Raw genomic sequence first — 14,522 nt, 5'->3', positions numbered from 1 at the left:
TTCGACCTGGTCGACGACCGACAATTTAAAAGTCAGCGTGTAGTCTCGCTGACTACGCCTTTTTGCTGATTCCATTATTCCCTCCTGAAAATAGATCAGAAGGTGTAAACCTTATTCAGGACGGGACAGTGATGAAAAATAAATCCGTCCCCTTTTCAGATTTCGTGAAGGCTGCTGGCTACGCACCTCAAAAGGTTGTGGCAGATGCTTCGCTCAAATAGTTAAATTAAGTATAGGGAGGCTGTCGAGGTGTCTCTATCTCTGACGTTGCACGGCTTAAGGACGTCCTAACTCGTCTGCCGACTCAGAGGGCGAGTGAAATTGCGGAGCTGCTACCTCATCGATGGACACCCGCTCAATGAGTCGGGTTTTAACGGACTTACCGGAAACTTTTTCCTAGGAGGAATCAAATGGCAGACAAAGCACACGAGTACGAAGTCCAGGTAACTTGGGCTGGCAATGAGGGGACAGGAACGTCGTCTTATCGGGGTTACAGCCGGGCACACGTAATTACAGCCAACGGCAAAATACCAATTGAGGGGTCATCCGATCCTAGTTTTCGGGGAGACTCAACACGCTGGAACCCAGAGGAATTGCTTCTTGCATCTTTATCGGCGTGCCACAAACTTTGGTACCTCGGCCTTTGTGCTGAGGCCGGGGTCGTGGTGGTGGCCTATGAAGACAATGCTCAAGGAACAATGGTCGAGGAGAGTCACGGCGCTGGTCAGTTCACGTCGGTTGTTTTGAGGCCAAAGGTGGTTCTGGCACCGGGGTCTGAAATCGCAAAAGCTCAGACTCTGCACCAGATAGCTCATGAGAAATGCTTCATTGCTCGCTCGGTAAACTTTCCAGTGAGCCATGCACCCGACATATCAATAAGTCTGGACGCCTGAATAGCTAGAGAGGGTGTCCGTGTAGACGGGCACCATCTCTTATTAGCATAGCTGCCTAGATGACATTGCCGAACGCTTACTCTCCGCGAGCTGAAGCCTGACCCGAATGGCCCGGATATCTCTGACTCGGAGCGCGAAAAGGGGACAGATTTATTTTTCATTGCGTCGAGGCTGATGGTAGATAAATAAGTCTGTCCCATTTTCATTGAGGTACATGACCCTTATTCCTTTGGCGGATAACTATAGTCCCAGCGAAAAAAGCCTTGCTCTTGGAAATGAGCGCCGCGAAGTGACTCTTCTTTGCTTTTAAAGTAGTTAGGTGGTGGGCATGTTACGTTGCGCATAAAGTAACCAGGATGCCAATTTTCTATGCCGGGAAGGCTGTTGATCTCTGCATGAAATGGATTGAGTTCAGGAAGTGAAAAATAAATAAATTCACCAATGGATTCCTTCAGCCATTCTTCTGGAGCCTGCTTCTCCGAAAGAGGCATGACGTGTAAGGGGGATTTTGCCAGCTCCACAAAATCTCGAATTTTTGTCATCGACCAACCGCAAAACTCTAAATTTTCTTCTGTGCCATACGCAATGTCACTGAGACGAACAATTGTGTCTTCTGGTGGAGTTGTATAAGTTTTCGGGAAGTGCTCTGTGTTCTTTTCAATGCAAAAAAGAATATACGATGCCGCTAATGATCCTAGTCCGTGGACGACTATTGCCGGATGTTCGCCAGCTCCGCCTCCGATAACCAAATTGTCGGGAGAACATGAGAAGTTACGGTCTCCCCATCCTCCTGCTTCAATAAGCTCAAGAGGGTGATATATGGCTAAGCCATTGATGTGTCCGACCAGCTCATGTTTTATCGTGTCGATATAACTCATGTTTTCTGTCTCGAATTATCCAAGGCTAAAGCTGTAGGGCGAAGAAAGATGGGGCGAATTTACTTTTCATTGCGTCGAGGCTGATGGCGGATAAATAAGTCTGTCCTGTTTTCATTGTGTTTATAATCAGCCCTGAAATGGTTCTTGGATTTCCGTGCCCAACGCCCATCTCAAAATTATCGATTTTTTGAAATCACACCACTCATGTATTGATTTAAATCGCGCAGATCCTTAATGCTCCAAGCGTGTGGTGGAATCTTTACACCATTCTCTCGCAACGTTTTTGGAATCAAGTCTCCATTTGGACGAAGTATTATCGATGACACAATAACGCCCGGATAATCATTTAGCCGTTTTTTGAAAGCGGATGTCGTAAGGTCAGGTGTAGGAGGATTGCTTTTATTAGCCAAAGGTCCTGTTCCTTTGATATCTATTCCGTGGCACATGGCGCATCTCTGTAAGTAGAGATTTTTCCCATCGGCATTGTCCGCGAAGGATAGTGGTGATTGAATCAGCGATAAAGTTACTAACGAAGCGATGAATGATACTTTCATTAACATGTGGGTTTTGTCTCGTCCGTGAATGCTAGAGAGCGTCTCTGCTGAGCTAGCGCTAGTTTATCCGAAGCTGCTTTGCCATAGGCAAGTCGTTCTGAAAAGCAGGGAAAATGGGACACCCATTAGCCGGTCCTACGTCAAGATCCAAAGCCAACCCGCCCTGCTTTTTTAACGGCAGGGTGATTCCCTTGTTAAACCTGTTCGGCCATCAGCACGGTGCAGTCGAAGTCCATATCGTCGCTGCACACCAGCAGCGGTACAAGCGTGGAACTACCATCCTCGCCGGGAATGAGTCGACGCTTCGCAAGAGCGTCTTCGTCCTCATCCAGCAACCAAATTAACGAAAGACCGAGCAGGGCGACACTGGGGTCATTGAGATGAGATGCCAGCCATTGCTCGATGGCCACGTCGTCGATAGTCAAGCACGCGCAGGCACCACGGGAGAAAGCCGCTTGGTGGTAAGCGGCATGAATGCGGGTATGCATGAAAAAATCCGTCAGTTGATAGAGAGAAGCCAAACAACCTATTGCGCCTATTTGACGAATGTAAGGCAGGCAAAACCCGTCTCGATATGCAGCTGTTGAATGGGTTCGATGCTCTCCTGATCCCCTACTTTTTTGACTAAACCAATTCCGCAGTAATATTGGTCGCTGGTAAAGATGGGAAGGATGCCTGTCTTGGTCTCACTCCAGAAGCCGGTCTTCAAGGTGTAGGTAGCGCCGTCCTGCGGCGTGAAAGAAAAGGGTATTTGACACTGCCCACCTCCGACTACCTTCCGGTAAGTCAATACCAGCTCTTTGCCCACTGCGACCGGCGATTCGATAAAGTCGCCGGTATAGGACAATGGCGTGAACCCTGCGTAGCAGCCTTTTTCGTTGAAGGTCATGGCGTCCAGCGTGGTGCCACGTTCATATTTAAGGCGAACCGTCGCAGAGGGTTCATCCGGACGGGGAAAGACATACTGCTTGCCCTGAAACAGTGAAGCGCAACCACTGAGCGCCACCGCTCCTGCCAGCAGAGCACACCAGCCAAACTTGTAATTCCCGTACATCAACCGCTCCCTGATACCTTCGGGCTCCCCTGTAAATTTTAGGGGCCGGACATTGCTGGATAGTGGCCTTATGTTACTGCATCTTGTGAAGGCCCGAGCAGTTGGTGCAGGGTTGGGGAGTTTGGGGCAGAGACATCAATCGACCTCTAACATCCGATTTTGGCCGATTGCTGTCTATCATCAAGGGCCGCTTCCGACCCATAGCTGACATGCCGTGCCGAACGCAATAACCCGTCGGGATGAATTACTCCCCAGATTGCACGCGCTCTATCGCTTCGAGAAGCTGGCCGTCGAAGTACTCGGTTTCATCTCGCTCCTGCTCTTTCATGCGACGCCTTGCCTCGACAAGCAGATGTTCGGTCGCGATGTTCTGATTCAAAAAAGTGGCGACCATAAGGTCATTCAAACTCTCTAGAGGTGTATCCCATGCCTCCTTGCAACGCTGCAATAGCCCTGTGTTGTCATCTCCACTCCATGGACCTAAAAGATTCGAGACTGTCAGGGGGGAGGTCATGAATATGCCTTTGAGAGAAATTGAAGGGCTGGTAATTTCGCACGCTCGGGAGATTGATGAATAGCGAAATCGAATGCCCGCTTCTGGCCGACTCCTGCCCGTCCCAACTGACCGAAATCCACCCCAAAAGCAGCCTCCCATCTTTCCGCAAATCAAAGTGCACTAAACCAAGAGGCCGACACCCTTCAGCCCTGACCCAACCCCCTTACATCCCCCGACTCCCCGCCACCAGTTTGCCCAGCAACCACTCACTAAAACTCCGCGCCATCGGATTATTCTCACTATCTCGATGGGTCAACAACGCCCAGTTGGGGCCGCGAATCGTCTCCTCAACCAAGGGCTGCAACAGCCCATTGGCGCGCGCTGGCTGACTCAGTAACTGGCTGACCAGGGCGATGCCGAGCCCCGCACACGCGGCGTCCAGCAGCAGGCCGGGGTCGGAGAAGTTCAGCCCCTGATCCTTCTGGCCCACATCGATGCCAGCCTCCACCGCCCAGTGGCTCCAGTCCATTTCCCGCTCGCCATGCAGGGTGGTGCGCTGTGCGCTGGGCACTGCCAACAGGCTGGGGTGGCACGCCGGGTAAAGGCGGTCGGCGTGTAGCACCTTGAAGCTGCATTCGGCCTGGGAGCTGATGTCGTCTCGCACGGCGAGGTCGATGGTCTGGGTCGTCATGTCCGGGACTTCGTCGGTACTGAAGATCCACAGATCAACTTCCGGGTGCTGGCGGCGGAAATCTTCCAGGCGTGGCAGTAGCCAGTGTCGGGCGAACGCCGGGGTGGTGTTGAGGACCAGTTGGTTGGGTTTTTGGTACTGCCCAAGGCGACGAACACCGACGGCCAGTTGCTGCAGCAGTGCCTGGGTGGTGCTGAGCAGGTCGTGACCGGCATCGGTCAGGCTGACGCTGCGGCCACTGCGAAAGAACAAGGGCTGTTCCAGGTATGCCTCGAGGCTGCGAATCTGCTGGCTGATCGCCGATTGGGTGAGGTGCAGCTCTTCGGCGGCCTTGTGGAAGCTGCCCAGCCGGGCGGCGGCTTCAAAGCCGCGAAGGGTGCCGAGCGGCGGCCAGTGTTTGAGCATGCTGATAAGTTCCTCTAATCATTTATCTGCAAAATCCATCGTTTGTTTGCCCGTTTTTGCGCCCGTAGCATGCATGCCAAGACCGCATAGGCAGTTTTCATTGAACACAATGACTTAACTTAAAGGTGCTTGTCATGCAGCAGAATGAAATTCAAAACAATGGTTGGTGGATGCCGGCGGAGTGGGTCAGGCACGCCGCAACCTGGATGGTTTGGCCGCACAACCAGGCGCTGTGGGAGTCGGGTTGGGGTGTCACGTTGGCACTGGTGCAAGAGGATTTCGCTCGTGTGGCCAATGCCATTGGCCGTTTTGAACCGGTGAAGATGGTCGTTGATCCTTCTGCTGTCACGAGTGCCAAAGCATTGTGCGGGCCCAACATCGAACTGATCGAGCTGGCGGTGAATGACAGCTGGTGCCGGGACTCCGGCCCGAGCTTCGTCTGCCACCCGCAACAGGGGCTGGCCGGTGTGAGCTGGCGCTTCAACGCGTGGGGTGGCAAGTCAGCCCATGACCTGGACGAAAGCCTGGCTCGCCGCGCACTCAATCACCTCGGCGCGGCGTGCTTCGGTACTCCGTTGAGTAACGAAGGCGGGGCCATTCATGTGGACGGCGAGGGCACGCTGATCACCACTGAGTCGGTATTGCTCAACCCCAATCGTAATCCGGGCATGAACAAGGCCGAGATGGAGGAGATCTTCACGCGTCTGCTTGGCGTGAAGAAGACCGTCTGGCTGCCGGGCGATCCCGACTATGTGACCGGCGACATGACCGACGGTCATGTCGATGGCGTGTGCGCTTTCGCCCGCCCTGGTGTGTTGCTGGTGGACGCCACTCACGACAAGCACTCGGTGTATGCCGAGGTGGTACGCGAAAACCGTCGCGCGTTGGCGCTGGCAACCGATGCCCACGGTCGACCGTTTGAGCTGATCGAACTGTATGAAGCCACCGATGCAGTGGACACCGAGGCTGAAGTGTTTTGTGCGTCCTATACCAACTTCTACATCGCCAACAACGCCATCATCATGCCGGCCTATGGCATCGATGCCGACAACGTGGCTGCCGAAGTGTTGGCTCAAGCGTTCCCCGGACGCGAGGTGGTGCCGGTGCGGATCAATCATCTGGCCCATGGCGGCGGCGGGGTGCATTGCATCACTCAGCAACAGCCAGCCTGGCCACTGAAGGGGTAATGCCATGACCATTTTGACTGTTGCTACCACCCAGATGCCCTGCACCTGGGATCTGAAACACAACCTCGATCAGGCCGAGCAATTGGTGCGTGATGCGGCGGCGAAGGGCGCCCAGGTCATCCTGTTGCAGGAGCTGTTTGCCACACCTTATTTCTGCATCGAGCAACATCACAAACACCTGGCGCTGGCTGAGGAATATCAGCACAGCGCCGTGCTAAAACGCTTTGCCGCGCTGGCCAGGGAGTTGGGTGTGGTGCTGCCGCTGAGCTGGTTCGAGAAGGCGGGCAATGCCTACTTCAACTCGTTGAGCGTGGCCGATGCCGATGGGCAGTTGCTGGGGGTGTATCGCAAGACGCACATACCCAACGCCATCGGTTATCAGGAGAAGGAATACTTCAGCCCCGGCGATACCGGTTTCCGTGTCTGGGACACTGCTTTCGGGCGCATCGGTGTGGGTATCTGTTGGGATCAGTGGTTCCCCGAAACCGCACGCTGCCTGGCGCTGATGGGCGCCGAAGTCTTGCTGTTTCCCACCGCCATTGGTTCTGAACCTGGCTGCGCCGCACTGGATTCACGTGACCACTGGCAGATGACCATGCGCGGCCATGCCGCTGCAAACCTCCTGCCGGTGGTGGCAGCCAACCGCATTGGCCGAGAAGTGGCGACCACCGATCCGACGCTGCAGATGAACTTCTACGGCTCGTCCTTTATCTGCAACCACAAGGGCAAGCTCCTCGCCGAGGCCGACCGCGACAGCCTGGGTGTGCTGGTACACAGCCTGGACTTGTCCGCCATGCGCGAAGAACGCCTGACCTGGGGCATCTACCGCGACCGCCGTCCCGAAATGTATGGGGCGCTGTTAAGCCTGGATGGTCGTCACATTAATGCTCGCTGGAACACTCAAGGGGTTTGAGATGAACGTGACCAAACAGCTTTTGCTCTGCTCCTTGGGATTGGCGCTAAGCAGTGCCTTGTCGTCGGCGCAGGCAGAGGAGAAAACCCTGAGGTTGTACAACTGGGCCGATTACTTCGCCGAGGACACCCTGTCCAGATTCACCGCTGAAACCGGGATCAAGGTGATCTACGACGTCATGGATGGCAGTGAAACACTGGAAGCCAAGCTGATGGCTGGCGGCAGTGGTTATGACCTGATCTTCCCGGGCGACACTGTTGGCGAGCGTCTGATGCACGCCGGCAGTTTGCAGCCGCTGGACAAGTCAAAGCTCACCGCTCTGGATGACATCGAGCCAGGTTTGCAGAAACTACGAACGCATTATCTCTACTCGAGCAAGGCCACCGTCCCCTACACATGGGGCACCATCGGCCTGACCTACAACGCCGAGCAGATCAAAAAGCGCATGCCGGATGCACCGGTGAATAGCTTGGACATGCTGTTCAAGCCGGAGCTGGCAGCCAAATTTGCGGACTGCGGTATCTCCCTGATCGACTCGCCGGACGAAGTGCTGGCGGTCGCGCTCAATTACCTCGGTCGTGAGCCGCGCAGCGCCAAGCCGGAGGACTTGGCAGCGGCCAGTGAGCTGTTGCTGAAACTGCGGCCGTACATCCGCAAGTTCCAGTCGCAACCGGTGACTGATCTGGTGAACGGCAACTTGTGCCTGTCGCTCGGTTACAGCGGCGATATGACCCAGGCGCAACGGGCTGCAGATGCCGCCGGCAAGAAAACCACGTTCCAGTACCACATCCCGCGCGAGGGCACCACGATATGGATGGACACCATGGCGATCCCCGTCGACGCCAGGCATCCAGAGTACGCCTACGCGTTCATCAACTTCGTCATGCGCCCGGAGAACATGGCCGCCATCACTAACTTCACCGGTTACCCCACTTCCAACGCCAAGGCACGACCGAGCGTCGATGCAACGATGCGTAACAACCCGGATATCTACCTCGATGACGCCACTTACCAACGACTGATCCCGGGCAAAGACATTCCCCAGGCGGACATGCGTGCGCGCATGCGGGCGTGGACCAAATTCAAGACAGCTTCCGCGAAATGAACGGAGAGGTACGCATGTCGACACGTCGTGATTTCATCAAGCAGGTTTCGGTGGTTGCCAGTCTGGGCGCAGCCGCGTCCATGGGACTGGGCCTGAATGCTCCTCGGGTACAAGCAGCCATCAAGGGCGGTTGGCGTATGCCGGACGAGGGCGAAAAACATCGGCGGGCTTTTATCGCCTTTGGTGCACAGGAGGCCATCCACGAGGACTTCACGCCTTACGTGCAAGATGCCTTGGGGCGGATCGCCCGCACCATCGCCAACTATGAGCCGGTGACTGTGTTTTGTCGTGAGAGCGAGCGGGATCTGGCTGAAGAAAAATGCGGCACGGGCAACATTACCTTTGTTGTCACGGAGCTGGACGATATCTGGATGCGCGATATCGGTGCCAACTTCGTCATCGATGGCGAAGGTGGGCTCGGCGCGGTGGATTTCAACTTCAACGGCTGGGGCAACAAACAGCAGCATGCCGAGGATGCGCAGATTGCCGCTTCGGTCGCCCGGACTGCCGGCGCCAACTACATCCGCAGCCGGCTGGTGGGCGAGGGCGGCGCTATCGAAGTGGATGGCCACGGCACGGGGATCATGACCGAAAGTAGCTGGATCAATACCAACCGCAATCCCGGCTGGAGCAAGGTCGACGTAGAGGAAGAACTGAAGAAGAGACTTGGCTTGCGCAAAATCATCTGGCTGTCGGGCATCAAAGGCAAGGACATCACCGACGCCCATGTCGACTTCTACGCCCGCTTCGTCAAGCCGGGAGTGGTGATCGCCAACCTCGACAACGACTCCGAGTCCTATGACCACGCAGTGACGCTCGCCCATCTGGACATTCTCAGGAAGGCCACTGATGCCGATGGCCGCGCGCTGCACGTGCACACCGTGTCGCCTCCGCTCAATCCACGAAAAAGTCGGTTCAGCAAAAACAATCCAGACTTCGCGCCAGGCTATATCAACTACTTCGTGATCAATGGTGCAGTCATTGCCCCCGAGTTCGGTGACAAGGCGGCAGATACCAAAGCCTTTGACCCGTTGTCCGAGCTCTACCCGGATCGTGAGGTGGTGCAGCTCAATATCGATGCGATCGCCGCGGGTGGTGGGGGTATCCACTGTGTGACCAGTCACCAGCCTTTGGTTTAGGTTGGGTCAACCGTTGCCCTCGACAAATGCTAGCTCTAGAAGCGGATAAGGCGCCCTAGGCGCCTGATTCGTTATTTGAGGTCTATCCGCACACCACTTCCCTAATCAAGAGTGTTGGCGGGTAAGCAAGACAGCTTTTTGTGTCGTGTATCCGTATCGATCGAGTGGCGGTTTTTGATTGATTTTTGCCGGTGGTGACTGAGTGGAATAGACCTGAAACGGACGGTACGCAGGAAGTGCAAAGTGAATGGCTGCGCACTTTTTACTGAGGCTTCAGTTCCGACCACAAAGGGCTGCGTCCGATACTCATCATTAGCGTTCCATAGTCTTCGAACTTACCGATGTTGACTTCCTCTTGGCGTTTCCATGTTGCTTCACACTCCTCGCAGACCCACAGCAAAATATGCGTAGAGCGGATACGCATCGCTAGGACTGAGCCTTGACCGCACCTTTGGCACTGAATCGGCATTCTAATAGTCTCTAGTTGTTTTCTGACGCAATACGGGTGTGTGTCCGCTATTAGCCGAGGCTGTGTAAAAACGTTTTTGTGCGAGACAGGTACTCAATATCGGACTGGAAATCGCGCTTCTACGCGAAATCCACATCTGCTGACGTGCCGATAAATTTCAGATTTAACGTAGACGCGCACACTTCAATTTTGGCGAAGCGTTTTTACACACTCTGGGCCGATAGCTGTCGCTCGGCGATAAGCAGTGTACCTGTTACGGCCGGCACCCTCAGGCCGACCCCTATTAATTTTGCCAGCAGGCCGCGAAACGCTTGCACACCTCAAAGCGCTGATCCAGATCGGCCATGCGTGCCTGATGCGCGCTCAGTGTTTCCTTCAGCAGTTCTCGCTGGGTTCGGTAGTAGTATTCCAGCATTGCATTATTGGTGGACATCGCCTTGCTACGGTCGGCCGTTTCTCTGTCGGGCAGCAGTTCATGGATCTCGGGGGTGTCGAGCAGGCTCAGACGGTTGGTGTAGTAGTCCTTGTACAACAGCAATGAACGCGCTTTGGTGCCTGTCATCTCGTTGGCGAACTGCTCCAGGTTCTGGTGATATTCAGTCCAATAGGCATCCGGCAGGCTGAAGCCGAGGCGCTGTTTGCGTTCCTCCATCGACTTGTCGAGCAACGCTTCCCGCACCGACGAGGAATCGTCGGCTTCGGGCTTCATTTTCGCGATGACACTGGCGTCGACGATCTGCGCGATCAGTGCTGTACGCTCCGCTGACTGTGGCGGTGCTTCGGCGGGCTTGGGGAAAATCGGGTTGCGGCCGACGCAGGCGGGCAGGCCTTTGTTGGTCAGCGCGATCGGCGAGCGCATAACCTTGCCATCAATCTGGCGCAGACGGCTAAGGGTAATTTGGCAACTGCGACCTACGTAGCGGAAGTTCGCTTCGTACTCGCCACCGCTCTGCGGGGTAAAGTTGAACGCCACGGTGCACACGCTACCGGTGCTTAAGGTATTGGCTCGCGCGAACAGTTCATGGCCCGGTTGCAGCCGCACTTCCAGATAGGCCTTGGCATTCTCGGGTACAGCGGCGCTCATCGCCGCCCGTCGCCGGGTATTGGCGGAGAACAGGTTATTGAGCAGCCCCGTCGTCTGGCCGTCGCAGTGTTCGGCATCGAACAAGTCGAGCGTCGAGTTTTCATTGCTGCTGATAAAGCGCAGCTTCGCCGCATCGGGTCCACTGGCGTCCGGATAGGAACCGTTGAAACTGCACCCGCCAAGTAACAGTGCGGCAATGCTTACAGCGCCACGCAGGCGCCATCGGGAAAAACTGAACATGTTGATGTATCGTCCTTGATGTACAAGTAGGCGAAAGGCCATCATGCTAATAAAGGTAGTCGCCGCCGTCCAGCGCGCTGTCGGCCTTGAATTTATTTTGGATTTTGTTCGTCTCCCACCGAGGTAACGGAATGCTTTACTCGCACCACATCTTTGCAATTGGCCTGATCGGGTTGCTGGCCGGTTGCTCGTCAATGCCCGCTGAAATGGCGTTGAATTCCCCCGTTTACAACGCGCAAAACGCTGGTCTGGTGGTCGGCACGCTGCTGGAAGGCGGCCCCTACGGAACCTACCTTGAATTTCGTGACATCAAGAGTGACAAGACTTACGGCTGGGGACCCAAGGATGATTATTCGGCATGGCTGCCCGCCGGTGACTATGAGGTGAGCCGCCTGGGTCACCGCCGCGGGGTAATGGGGGCTTACTCCAAACCGCTGCATTTCACCGTCACCCAAGGGCAGCTCAATTACCTTGGCGAGATGGTCTACGATTGCTCGGCCGTCGCGCAACCGGTTGCGGTATACGGCGTCATGAGTTGCGGGTTCCTCGCGCTTGGCGAATGCACCGTCCCTCGCCCCAGCGTGAACGTATGCGTGGTGGATCGCCAGGATCAAGCCATCAGGCATTTTTTGCAGCAACACCCCGAACAAGCCGCTTTACCCGTGCATAACGCGGTCATGTCGCGGCGCTAGATATCGCGCTTGAGGGCGTTTTCTACTTTGCTGTGGACGTTGCATGCGTCGATGACTCAGGGTGTCACTGACAGAAGAGCCTTTCAGTTATATGGGCTCGATCGGTCTCAAAAGATCTCGGCAAAAAAAGTCGCTATGGCTACTGCGCAGCACTGCGTCTTCCCGGAAGCGGGCGGCCGCACCTGTCTTTGAAATACAAAACGCCCGATGCGATGCACCGGGCGTTGGGGTGAAACAGGTGTAAACCTATTTCAGGACTAGACATGCTGTCGAGGCAGGTATGACAGAGAACTAAGTTTGTCCCCTTTGCATTGCACTGCACTACCGGTTCGATTAACCGCATCAGCCCTTTGGCCAACGGGATAACCAAACCGCTGACGTTAGTCGTCTTCGTATCATCACCTGCACAGACGATGGGTCAGATCATTCAGAAGCCATCGGCCTGCTTTCCCTAAAGAGCGATTTTGCATGTGCGCAGCATAGATCGTCAGTGTGTCTGGTGTGCGCTGAAGTTCGGCGGTTAACTCAAGCGGCAGGAGGCGTCCTGAAGCCAGATGATCCGCAATCAGATGCTCTGGCATTCGGCACCAACCGAACCCGGCGAGCAAAAAATCCATCCGCCGTGCCAAATCTACAAACCGCCACTGGTGACTGCCCGTCACCCCATAGCTAGGGCCGTCGGGGGAAACCGGATCGGAAAGTACCAGTTGCACATAAGGCTTGAGGTCTGCACTTGTTGCCCGACGGCCTAACGTAGCCAGGGGATGCCCGCTGGCTACTACTGGTCTCAAGTTGACGCTGAGCAGCGGCAATGCGGTGACATCGTCGGGCACTGTCGGAATCAATGTGCAAAGCGCCAGTGCCGCATCGCCGTTGCGCAATCGGCGCTCTGCGCCGCCTAAGCCTTCCGTAGAAAAACTCACTGCCAGATGCGGGAAAGCCTCACGGATAGCGCGCAGGCTTTCGATGAGCGGTGCGCTAGGGACCAAAGGGTCTATGGCGAGCGCCAACTCCGGCTCAACCCCGGCTGCCGTACTTGAGGCCATTGCTTCAAACTGGGCAGCGCTTGCCAGCACGGCGCGCGCTTGAACCACCAGCACTCTACCGACCTCAGTGAGCGTTGGACGATGGCCGCTCCGATCAAACAGCCTCACACCTTGAACTGACTCAAGTGTGGCAATCGACTGGCTAATGGCAGATTGAGCACGCCGCAGGTGACGTCCCGTTGCCGAGAAACTGCCTGTATCAGCAATGGTTACAAGGATTCGCAACTGATCCAGGCTGAGACTTCCGATCATGACCCATCACTTAAACAGATGGACTCAATCATATTTACATCACTCCTGCGTATAGATCGTATTGGGTAGAGTGTGTCGCACATCGCCTAGAGCGACAACGCAAAACATACCGCCGCATCACTGCGCAGGAGTTACTTACATGTCCAGGCTTCTCACCATTGAAACCAGCCCACGTGGGGATGCTTCAATCTCCCGGCAGCTCACTCGCCGATTTGTGGCCGCGTGGGAAGCTGCACACCCTAGCGGCGCCATCAAAATACGGGATCTAACGGAGACTTCGCTGACGTTCGTGACGGCCCCTTGGTTGCAGGCTTACTTCACCCCGCAAACCCAACATTCGCCTGAAATGAAAGCCGTGTTGCAGCTATCCGATGAGCTTGTGGCCGAGTTGCTGGAAACCGATCACCTGGTTATTTCAACGCCGGTCTACAACTACAACGTCCCTGCGGCGCTCAAGGCGTGGGTGGATCACGTGGTACGTAAAGGCCTGACCTTGGGCTTTGATGGTAAAGGGCTGGTGACCGGTAAAAAGGCAACGGTGCTGCTCGCCTCGGGAGGTGTATACACCAACGACTCCCCGATTAGAGACCGTGACATTGCGACCCAATATTTGAAACTGATCCTGAACGTCCTGGGTATCACCGATGTCACCTTTATTGCGGCCGGCGGCGCTAAAGCTGTAGATCTCGGAGACATCGGCATGCGCGATTTTCTGGATACATTTGATCATCAAATTCAAAAGTCGCTGGTTTAGACAGCATCTTCCCTAGCCAATCGATTCTGCTCTATCGACTTCGCGTGGTTAAACGGGCATCGAGTTATGCGGCAGCGTGAAGAAAGGGGCGCCACAGATTTATCTTTCATTCTTTCTGCCGGGAATCAAAGGCAAGGACATCACCGACGCCCATGTCGACTTCTACGTCCGCTTCGTCAAGCTGGGAGTTCTTGATCTCTAACCTCGACAACGACCCTGAGTCCCATGACCACGCAGTGACACTTGTCCATCTGGAGATTCTCAGGAATGCCACCGATGCCGATAGCCGCCCGCTGCTTGTGCACACCGTGTCGCCTCCGCTCAATCCACGAAAGAGTCGGTTCAGCAAAAACAATCCGGACTTCGCGCCAGGCTATATCAACTGCTTCGTGATCAATGGAGCGGTCATTGCCCCCGAGTTCGGTGACAAGGCAGCAGATTCGAAAGCCTTTGACCTGTTGTCCGAGCTCTACCCGGACCGTGAAGTGGTAAACCGGTGTGCATCTCCAGCCTTTGGTCGATGCAACGAGAGGCGGCAATCATGAGCCTGATCCAGTCATGCGCGCGTGAACGGGCACGATCCATACGCCTATCTGAAAGACGTCCTCATGCGCTTTCCTACCCAGCGCGCCAGTCAGATTATTGATCTGCTGCCACATAAGTGAGTTCG

At 55.3% G+C, this 14,522-nt stretch carries 15 protein-coding genes and 2 pseudogenes; 9 read left to right on the top strand and 8 right to left on the bottom strand.

The genetic code is table 11. The annotated features are described in order from the left end of the window. The first annotated feature begins 410 nt into the window (after window positions 1-410). Complete coding sequence (locus AC1RJ3_RS22745; protein WP_103315972.1) at window positions 411-893, top strand: OsmC family protein; 483 nt, start codon at window positions 411-413, stop codon at window positions 891-893. Window positions 894-1,114: 221 nt separating this feature from the next. On the opposite strand, the gene AC1RJ3_RS22740 is transcribed toward AC1RJ3_RS22745, so the two are convergent. From AC1RJ3_RS22740 to AC1RJ3_RS22715, 6 genes are all read right to left on the bottom strand, one after another. Further along, window positions 1,115-1,771, bottom strand: a complete 657-nt coding sequence (locus tag AC1RJ3_RS22740; RefSeq protein WP_493080624.1) for a hypothetical protein — start codon at window positions 1,769-1,771, stop codon at window positions 1,115-1,117. 176 nt (window positions 1,772-1,947) lie between these two features. Continuing rightward, window positions 1,948-2,325: a c-type cytochrome gene (locus tag AC1RJ3_RS22735; protein ID WP_493080643.1), complete on the bottom strand. Its 378-nt coding sequence runs from the start codon at window positions 2,323-2,325 to the stop codon at window positions 1,948-1,950. Window positions 2,326-2,519: 194 nt separating this feature from the next. Next, window positions 2,520-2,813: a hypothetical protein gene (locus AC1RJ3_RS22730; protein ID WP_493080622.1), complete on the bottom strand. Its 294-nt coding sequence runs from the start codon at window positions 2,811-2,813 to the stop codon at window positions 2,520-2,522. A gap of 47 nt (window positions 2,814-2,860) precedes the next feature. Then, window positions 2,861-3,379, bottom strand: coding sequence for a hypothetical protein (locus AC1RJ3_RS22725; RefSeq protein ID WP_493080620.1), 519 nt, complete (start codon window positions 3,377-3,379; stop codon window positions 2,861-2,863). Window positions 3,380-3,623: 244 nt separating this feature from the next. Continuing rightward, entirely contained in the window at window positions 3,624-3,893 is a 270-nt protein-coding gene (locus AC1RJ3_RS22720) for a hypothetical protein (RefSeq protein ID WP_347927228.1), read from the bottom strand. A 205-nt stretch (window positions 3,894-4,098) separates the two neighbouring features. Beyond that, a complete protein-coding gene (locus tag AC1RJ3_RS22715) occupies window positions 4,099-4,971 on the bottom strand; it encodes a LysR substrate-binding domain-containing protein (RefSeq protein ID WP_493080618.1) in 873 nt (290 codons plus the stop codon). A 134-nt stretch (window positions 4,972-5,105) separates the two neighbouring features. On the opposite strand from AC1RJ3_RS22715, the gene AC1RJ3_RS22710 reads away from it, so the two are divergent. From AC1RJ3_RS22710 to AC1RJ3_RS22695, 4 genes are read left to right on the top strand one after another with little or no spacing between them, the layout of a single operon-like run. Beyond that, entirely contained in the window at window positions 5,106-6,158 is a 1,053-nt protein-coding gene (locus tag AC1RJ3_RS22710) for an agmatine deiminase family protein (protein ID WP_493080616.1), read from the top strand. A gap of 4 nt (window positions 6,159-6,162) precedes the next feature. Further along, complete coding sequence (aguB, locus tag AC1RJ3_RS22705) at window positions 6,163-7,071, top strand: N-carbamoylputrescine amidase (RefSeq protein WP_493080614.1); 909 nt, start codon at window positions 6,163-6,165, stop codon at window positions 7,069-7,071. A 1-nt stretch (window position 7,072) separates the two neighbouring features. Then, window positions 7,073-8,176, top strand: coding sequence for an extracellular solute-binding protein (locus AC1RJ3_RS22700; protein ID WP_493080612.1), 1,104 nt, complete (start codon window positions 7,073-7,075; stop codon window positions 8,174-8,176). Between the two features lie 14 nt (window positions 8,177-8,190). Continuing rightward, window positions 8,191-9,315 carry an agmatine deiminase family protein gene (locus tag AC1RJ3_RS22695; RefSeq protein WP_493080610.1) on the top strand — a complete coding sequence of 375 codons (1,125 nt, stop codon included), beginning with the start codon at window positions 8,191-8,193 and terminating at the stop codon, window positions 9,313-9,315. A gap of 752 nt (window positions 9,316-10,067) precedes the next feature. Here AC1RJ3_RS22695 and AC1RJ3_RS22690 read toward each other — a convergent pair. Then, window positions 10,068-11,108, bottom strand: a complete 1,041-nt coding sequence (locus AC1RJ3_RS22690) for a hypothetical protein (protein ID WP_347927222.1) — start codon at window positions 11,106-11,108, stop codon at window positions 10,068-10,070. A 131-nt stretch (window positions 11,109-11,239) separates the two neighbouring features. On the opposite strand from AC1RJ3_RS22690, the gene AC1RJ3_RS22685 reads away from it, so the two are divergent. Continuing rightward, the gene (locus AC1RJ3_RS22685; RefSeq protein ID WP_054598023.1) at window positions 11,240-11,800 is read left to right on the top strand and encodes a hypothetical protein; all 561 of its coding nucleotides are present in this window, start codon (window positions 11,240-11,242) and stop codon (window positions 11,798-11,800) included. A gap of 398 nt (window positions 11,801-12,198) precedes the next feature. Here AC1RJ3_RS22685 and AC1RJ3_RS22680 read toward each other — a convergent pair whose 3' ends face one another. Next, a complete protein-coding gene (locus tag AC1RJ3_RS22680) occupies window positions 12,199-13,098 on the bottom strand; it encodes a LysR family transcriptional regulator (protein WP_347927221.1) in 900 nt (299 codons plus the stop codon). Window positions 13,099-13,237: 139 nt separating this feature from the next. Here AC1RJ3_RS22680 and AC1RJ3_RS22675 point away from each other — a divergent pair, with 139 nt between their 5' ends. The 3 genes and pseudogenes from AC1RJ3_RS22675 to AC1RJ3_RS22665 all read left to right on the top strand — a co-directional run. After that, a complete protein-coding gene (locus tag AC1RJ3_RS22675) occupies window positions 13,238-13,852 on the top strand; it encodes an FMN-dependent NADH-azoreductase (RefSeq protein ID WP_347927220.1) in 615 nt (204 codons plus the stop codon). Window positions 13,853-13,964: 112 nt separating this feature from the next. Beyond that, window positions 13,965-14,343 (top strand): annotated as a pseudogene (locus AC1RJ3_RS22670) (agmatine deiminase family protein); the annotation flags it as partial. A 17-nt stretch (window positions 14,344-14,360) separates the two neighbouring features. Beyond that, window positions 14,361-14,517, top strand: a pseudogene (locus AC1RJ3_RS22665) (transposase domain-containing protein); the annotation flags it as partial. Between the last annotated feature and the right edge of the window lie 5 nt (window positions 14,518-14,522).

It is taken from the genome of Pseudomonas sp. GW822-FHT04C11 (assembly GCF_058800905.1).
The sequence above is the reverse complement of the archived record's forward strand: the minus strand, read 5'-3'. Positions and strand labels throughout refer to the sequence as shown.

Bases quoted from the DNA above. Each gene is read 5' to 3' on its own strand.
- AC1RJ3_RS22745 (WP_103315972.1), top strand. From the start codon at position 411: ATGGCAGACAAAGCACACGAGTACGAAGTCCAGGTAACTTGGGCTGGC.
- AC1RJ3_RS22740 (WP_493080624.1), bottom strand. From the start codon at position 1,771: ATGAGTTATATCGACACGATAAAACATGAGCTGGTCGGACACATCAAT.
- AC1RJ3_RS22735 (WP_493080643.1), bottom strand. From the start codon at position 2,325: ATGAAAGTATCATTCATCGCTTCGTTAGTAACTTTATCGCTGATTCAA.
- AC1RJ3_RS22730 (WP_493080622.1), bottom strand. From the start codon at position 2,813: ATGCATACCCGCATTCATGCCGCTTACCACCAAGCGGCTTTCTCCCGT.
- AC1RJ3_RS22725 (WP_493080620.1), bottom strand. From the start codon at position 3,379: ATGTACGGGAATTACAAGTTTGGCTGGTGTGCTCTGCTGGCAGGAGCG.
- AC1RJ3_RS22720 (WP_347927228.1), bottom strand. From the start codon at position 3,893: ATGACCTCCCCCCTGACAGTCTCGAATCTTTTAGGTCCATGGAGTGGA.
- AC1RJ3_RS22715 (WP_493080618.1), bottom strand. From the start codon at position 4,971: ATGCTCAAACACTGGCCGCCGCTCGGCACCCTTCGCGGCTTTGAAGCC.
- AC1RJ3_RS22710 (WP_493080616.1), top strand. From the start codon at position 5,106: ATGCAGCAGAATGAAATTCAAAACAATGGTTGGTGGATGCCGGCGGAG.
- aguB (WP_493080614.1), top strand. From the start codon at position 6,163: ATGACCATTTTGACTGTTGCTACCACCCAGATGCCCTGCACCTGGGAT.
- AC1RJ3_RS22700 (WP_493080612.1), top strand. From the start codon at position 7,073: ATGAACGTGACCAAACAGCTTTTGCTCTGCTCCTTGGGATTGGCGCTA.
- AC1RJ3_RS22695 (WP_493080610.1), top strand. From the start codon at position 8,191: ATGTCGACACGTCGTGATTTCATCAAGCAGGTTTCGGTGGTTGCCAGT.
- AC1RJ3_RS22690 (WP_347927222.1), bottom strand. From the start codon at position 11,108: ATGTTCAGTTTTTCCCGATGGCGCCTGCGTGGCGCTGTAAGCATTGCC.
- AC1RJ3_RS22685 (WP_054598023.1), top strand. From the start codon at position 11,240: ATGCTTTACTCGCACCACATCTTTGCAATTGGCCTGATCGGGTTGCTG.
- AC1RJ3_RS22680 (WP_347927221.1), bottom strand. From the start codon at position 13,098: ATGATCGGAAGTCTCAGCCTGGATCAGTTGCGAATCCTTGTAACCATT.
- AC1RJ3_RS22675 (WP_347927220.1), top strand. From the start codon at position 13,238: ATGTCCAGGCTTCTCACCATTGAAACCAGCCCACGTGGGGATGCTTCA.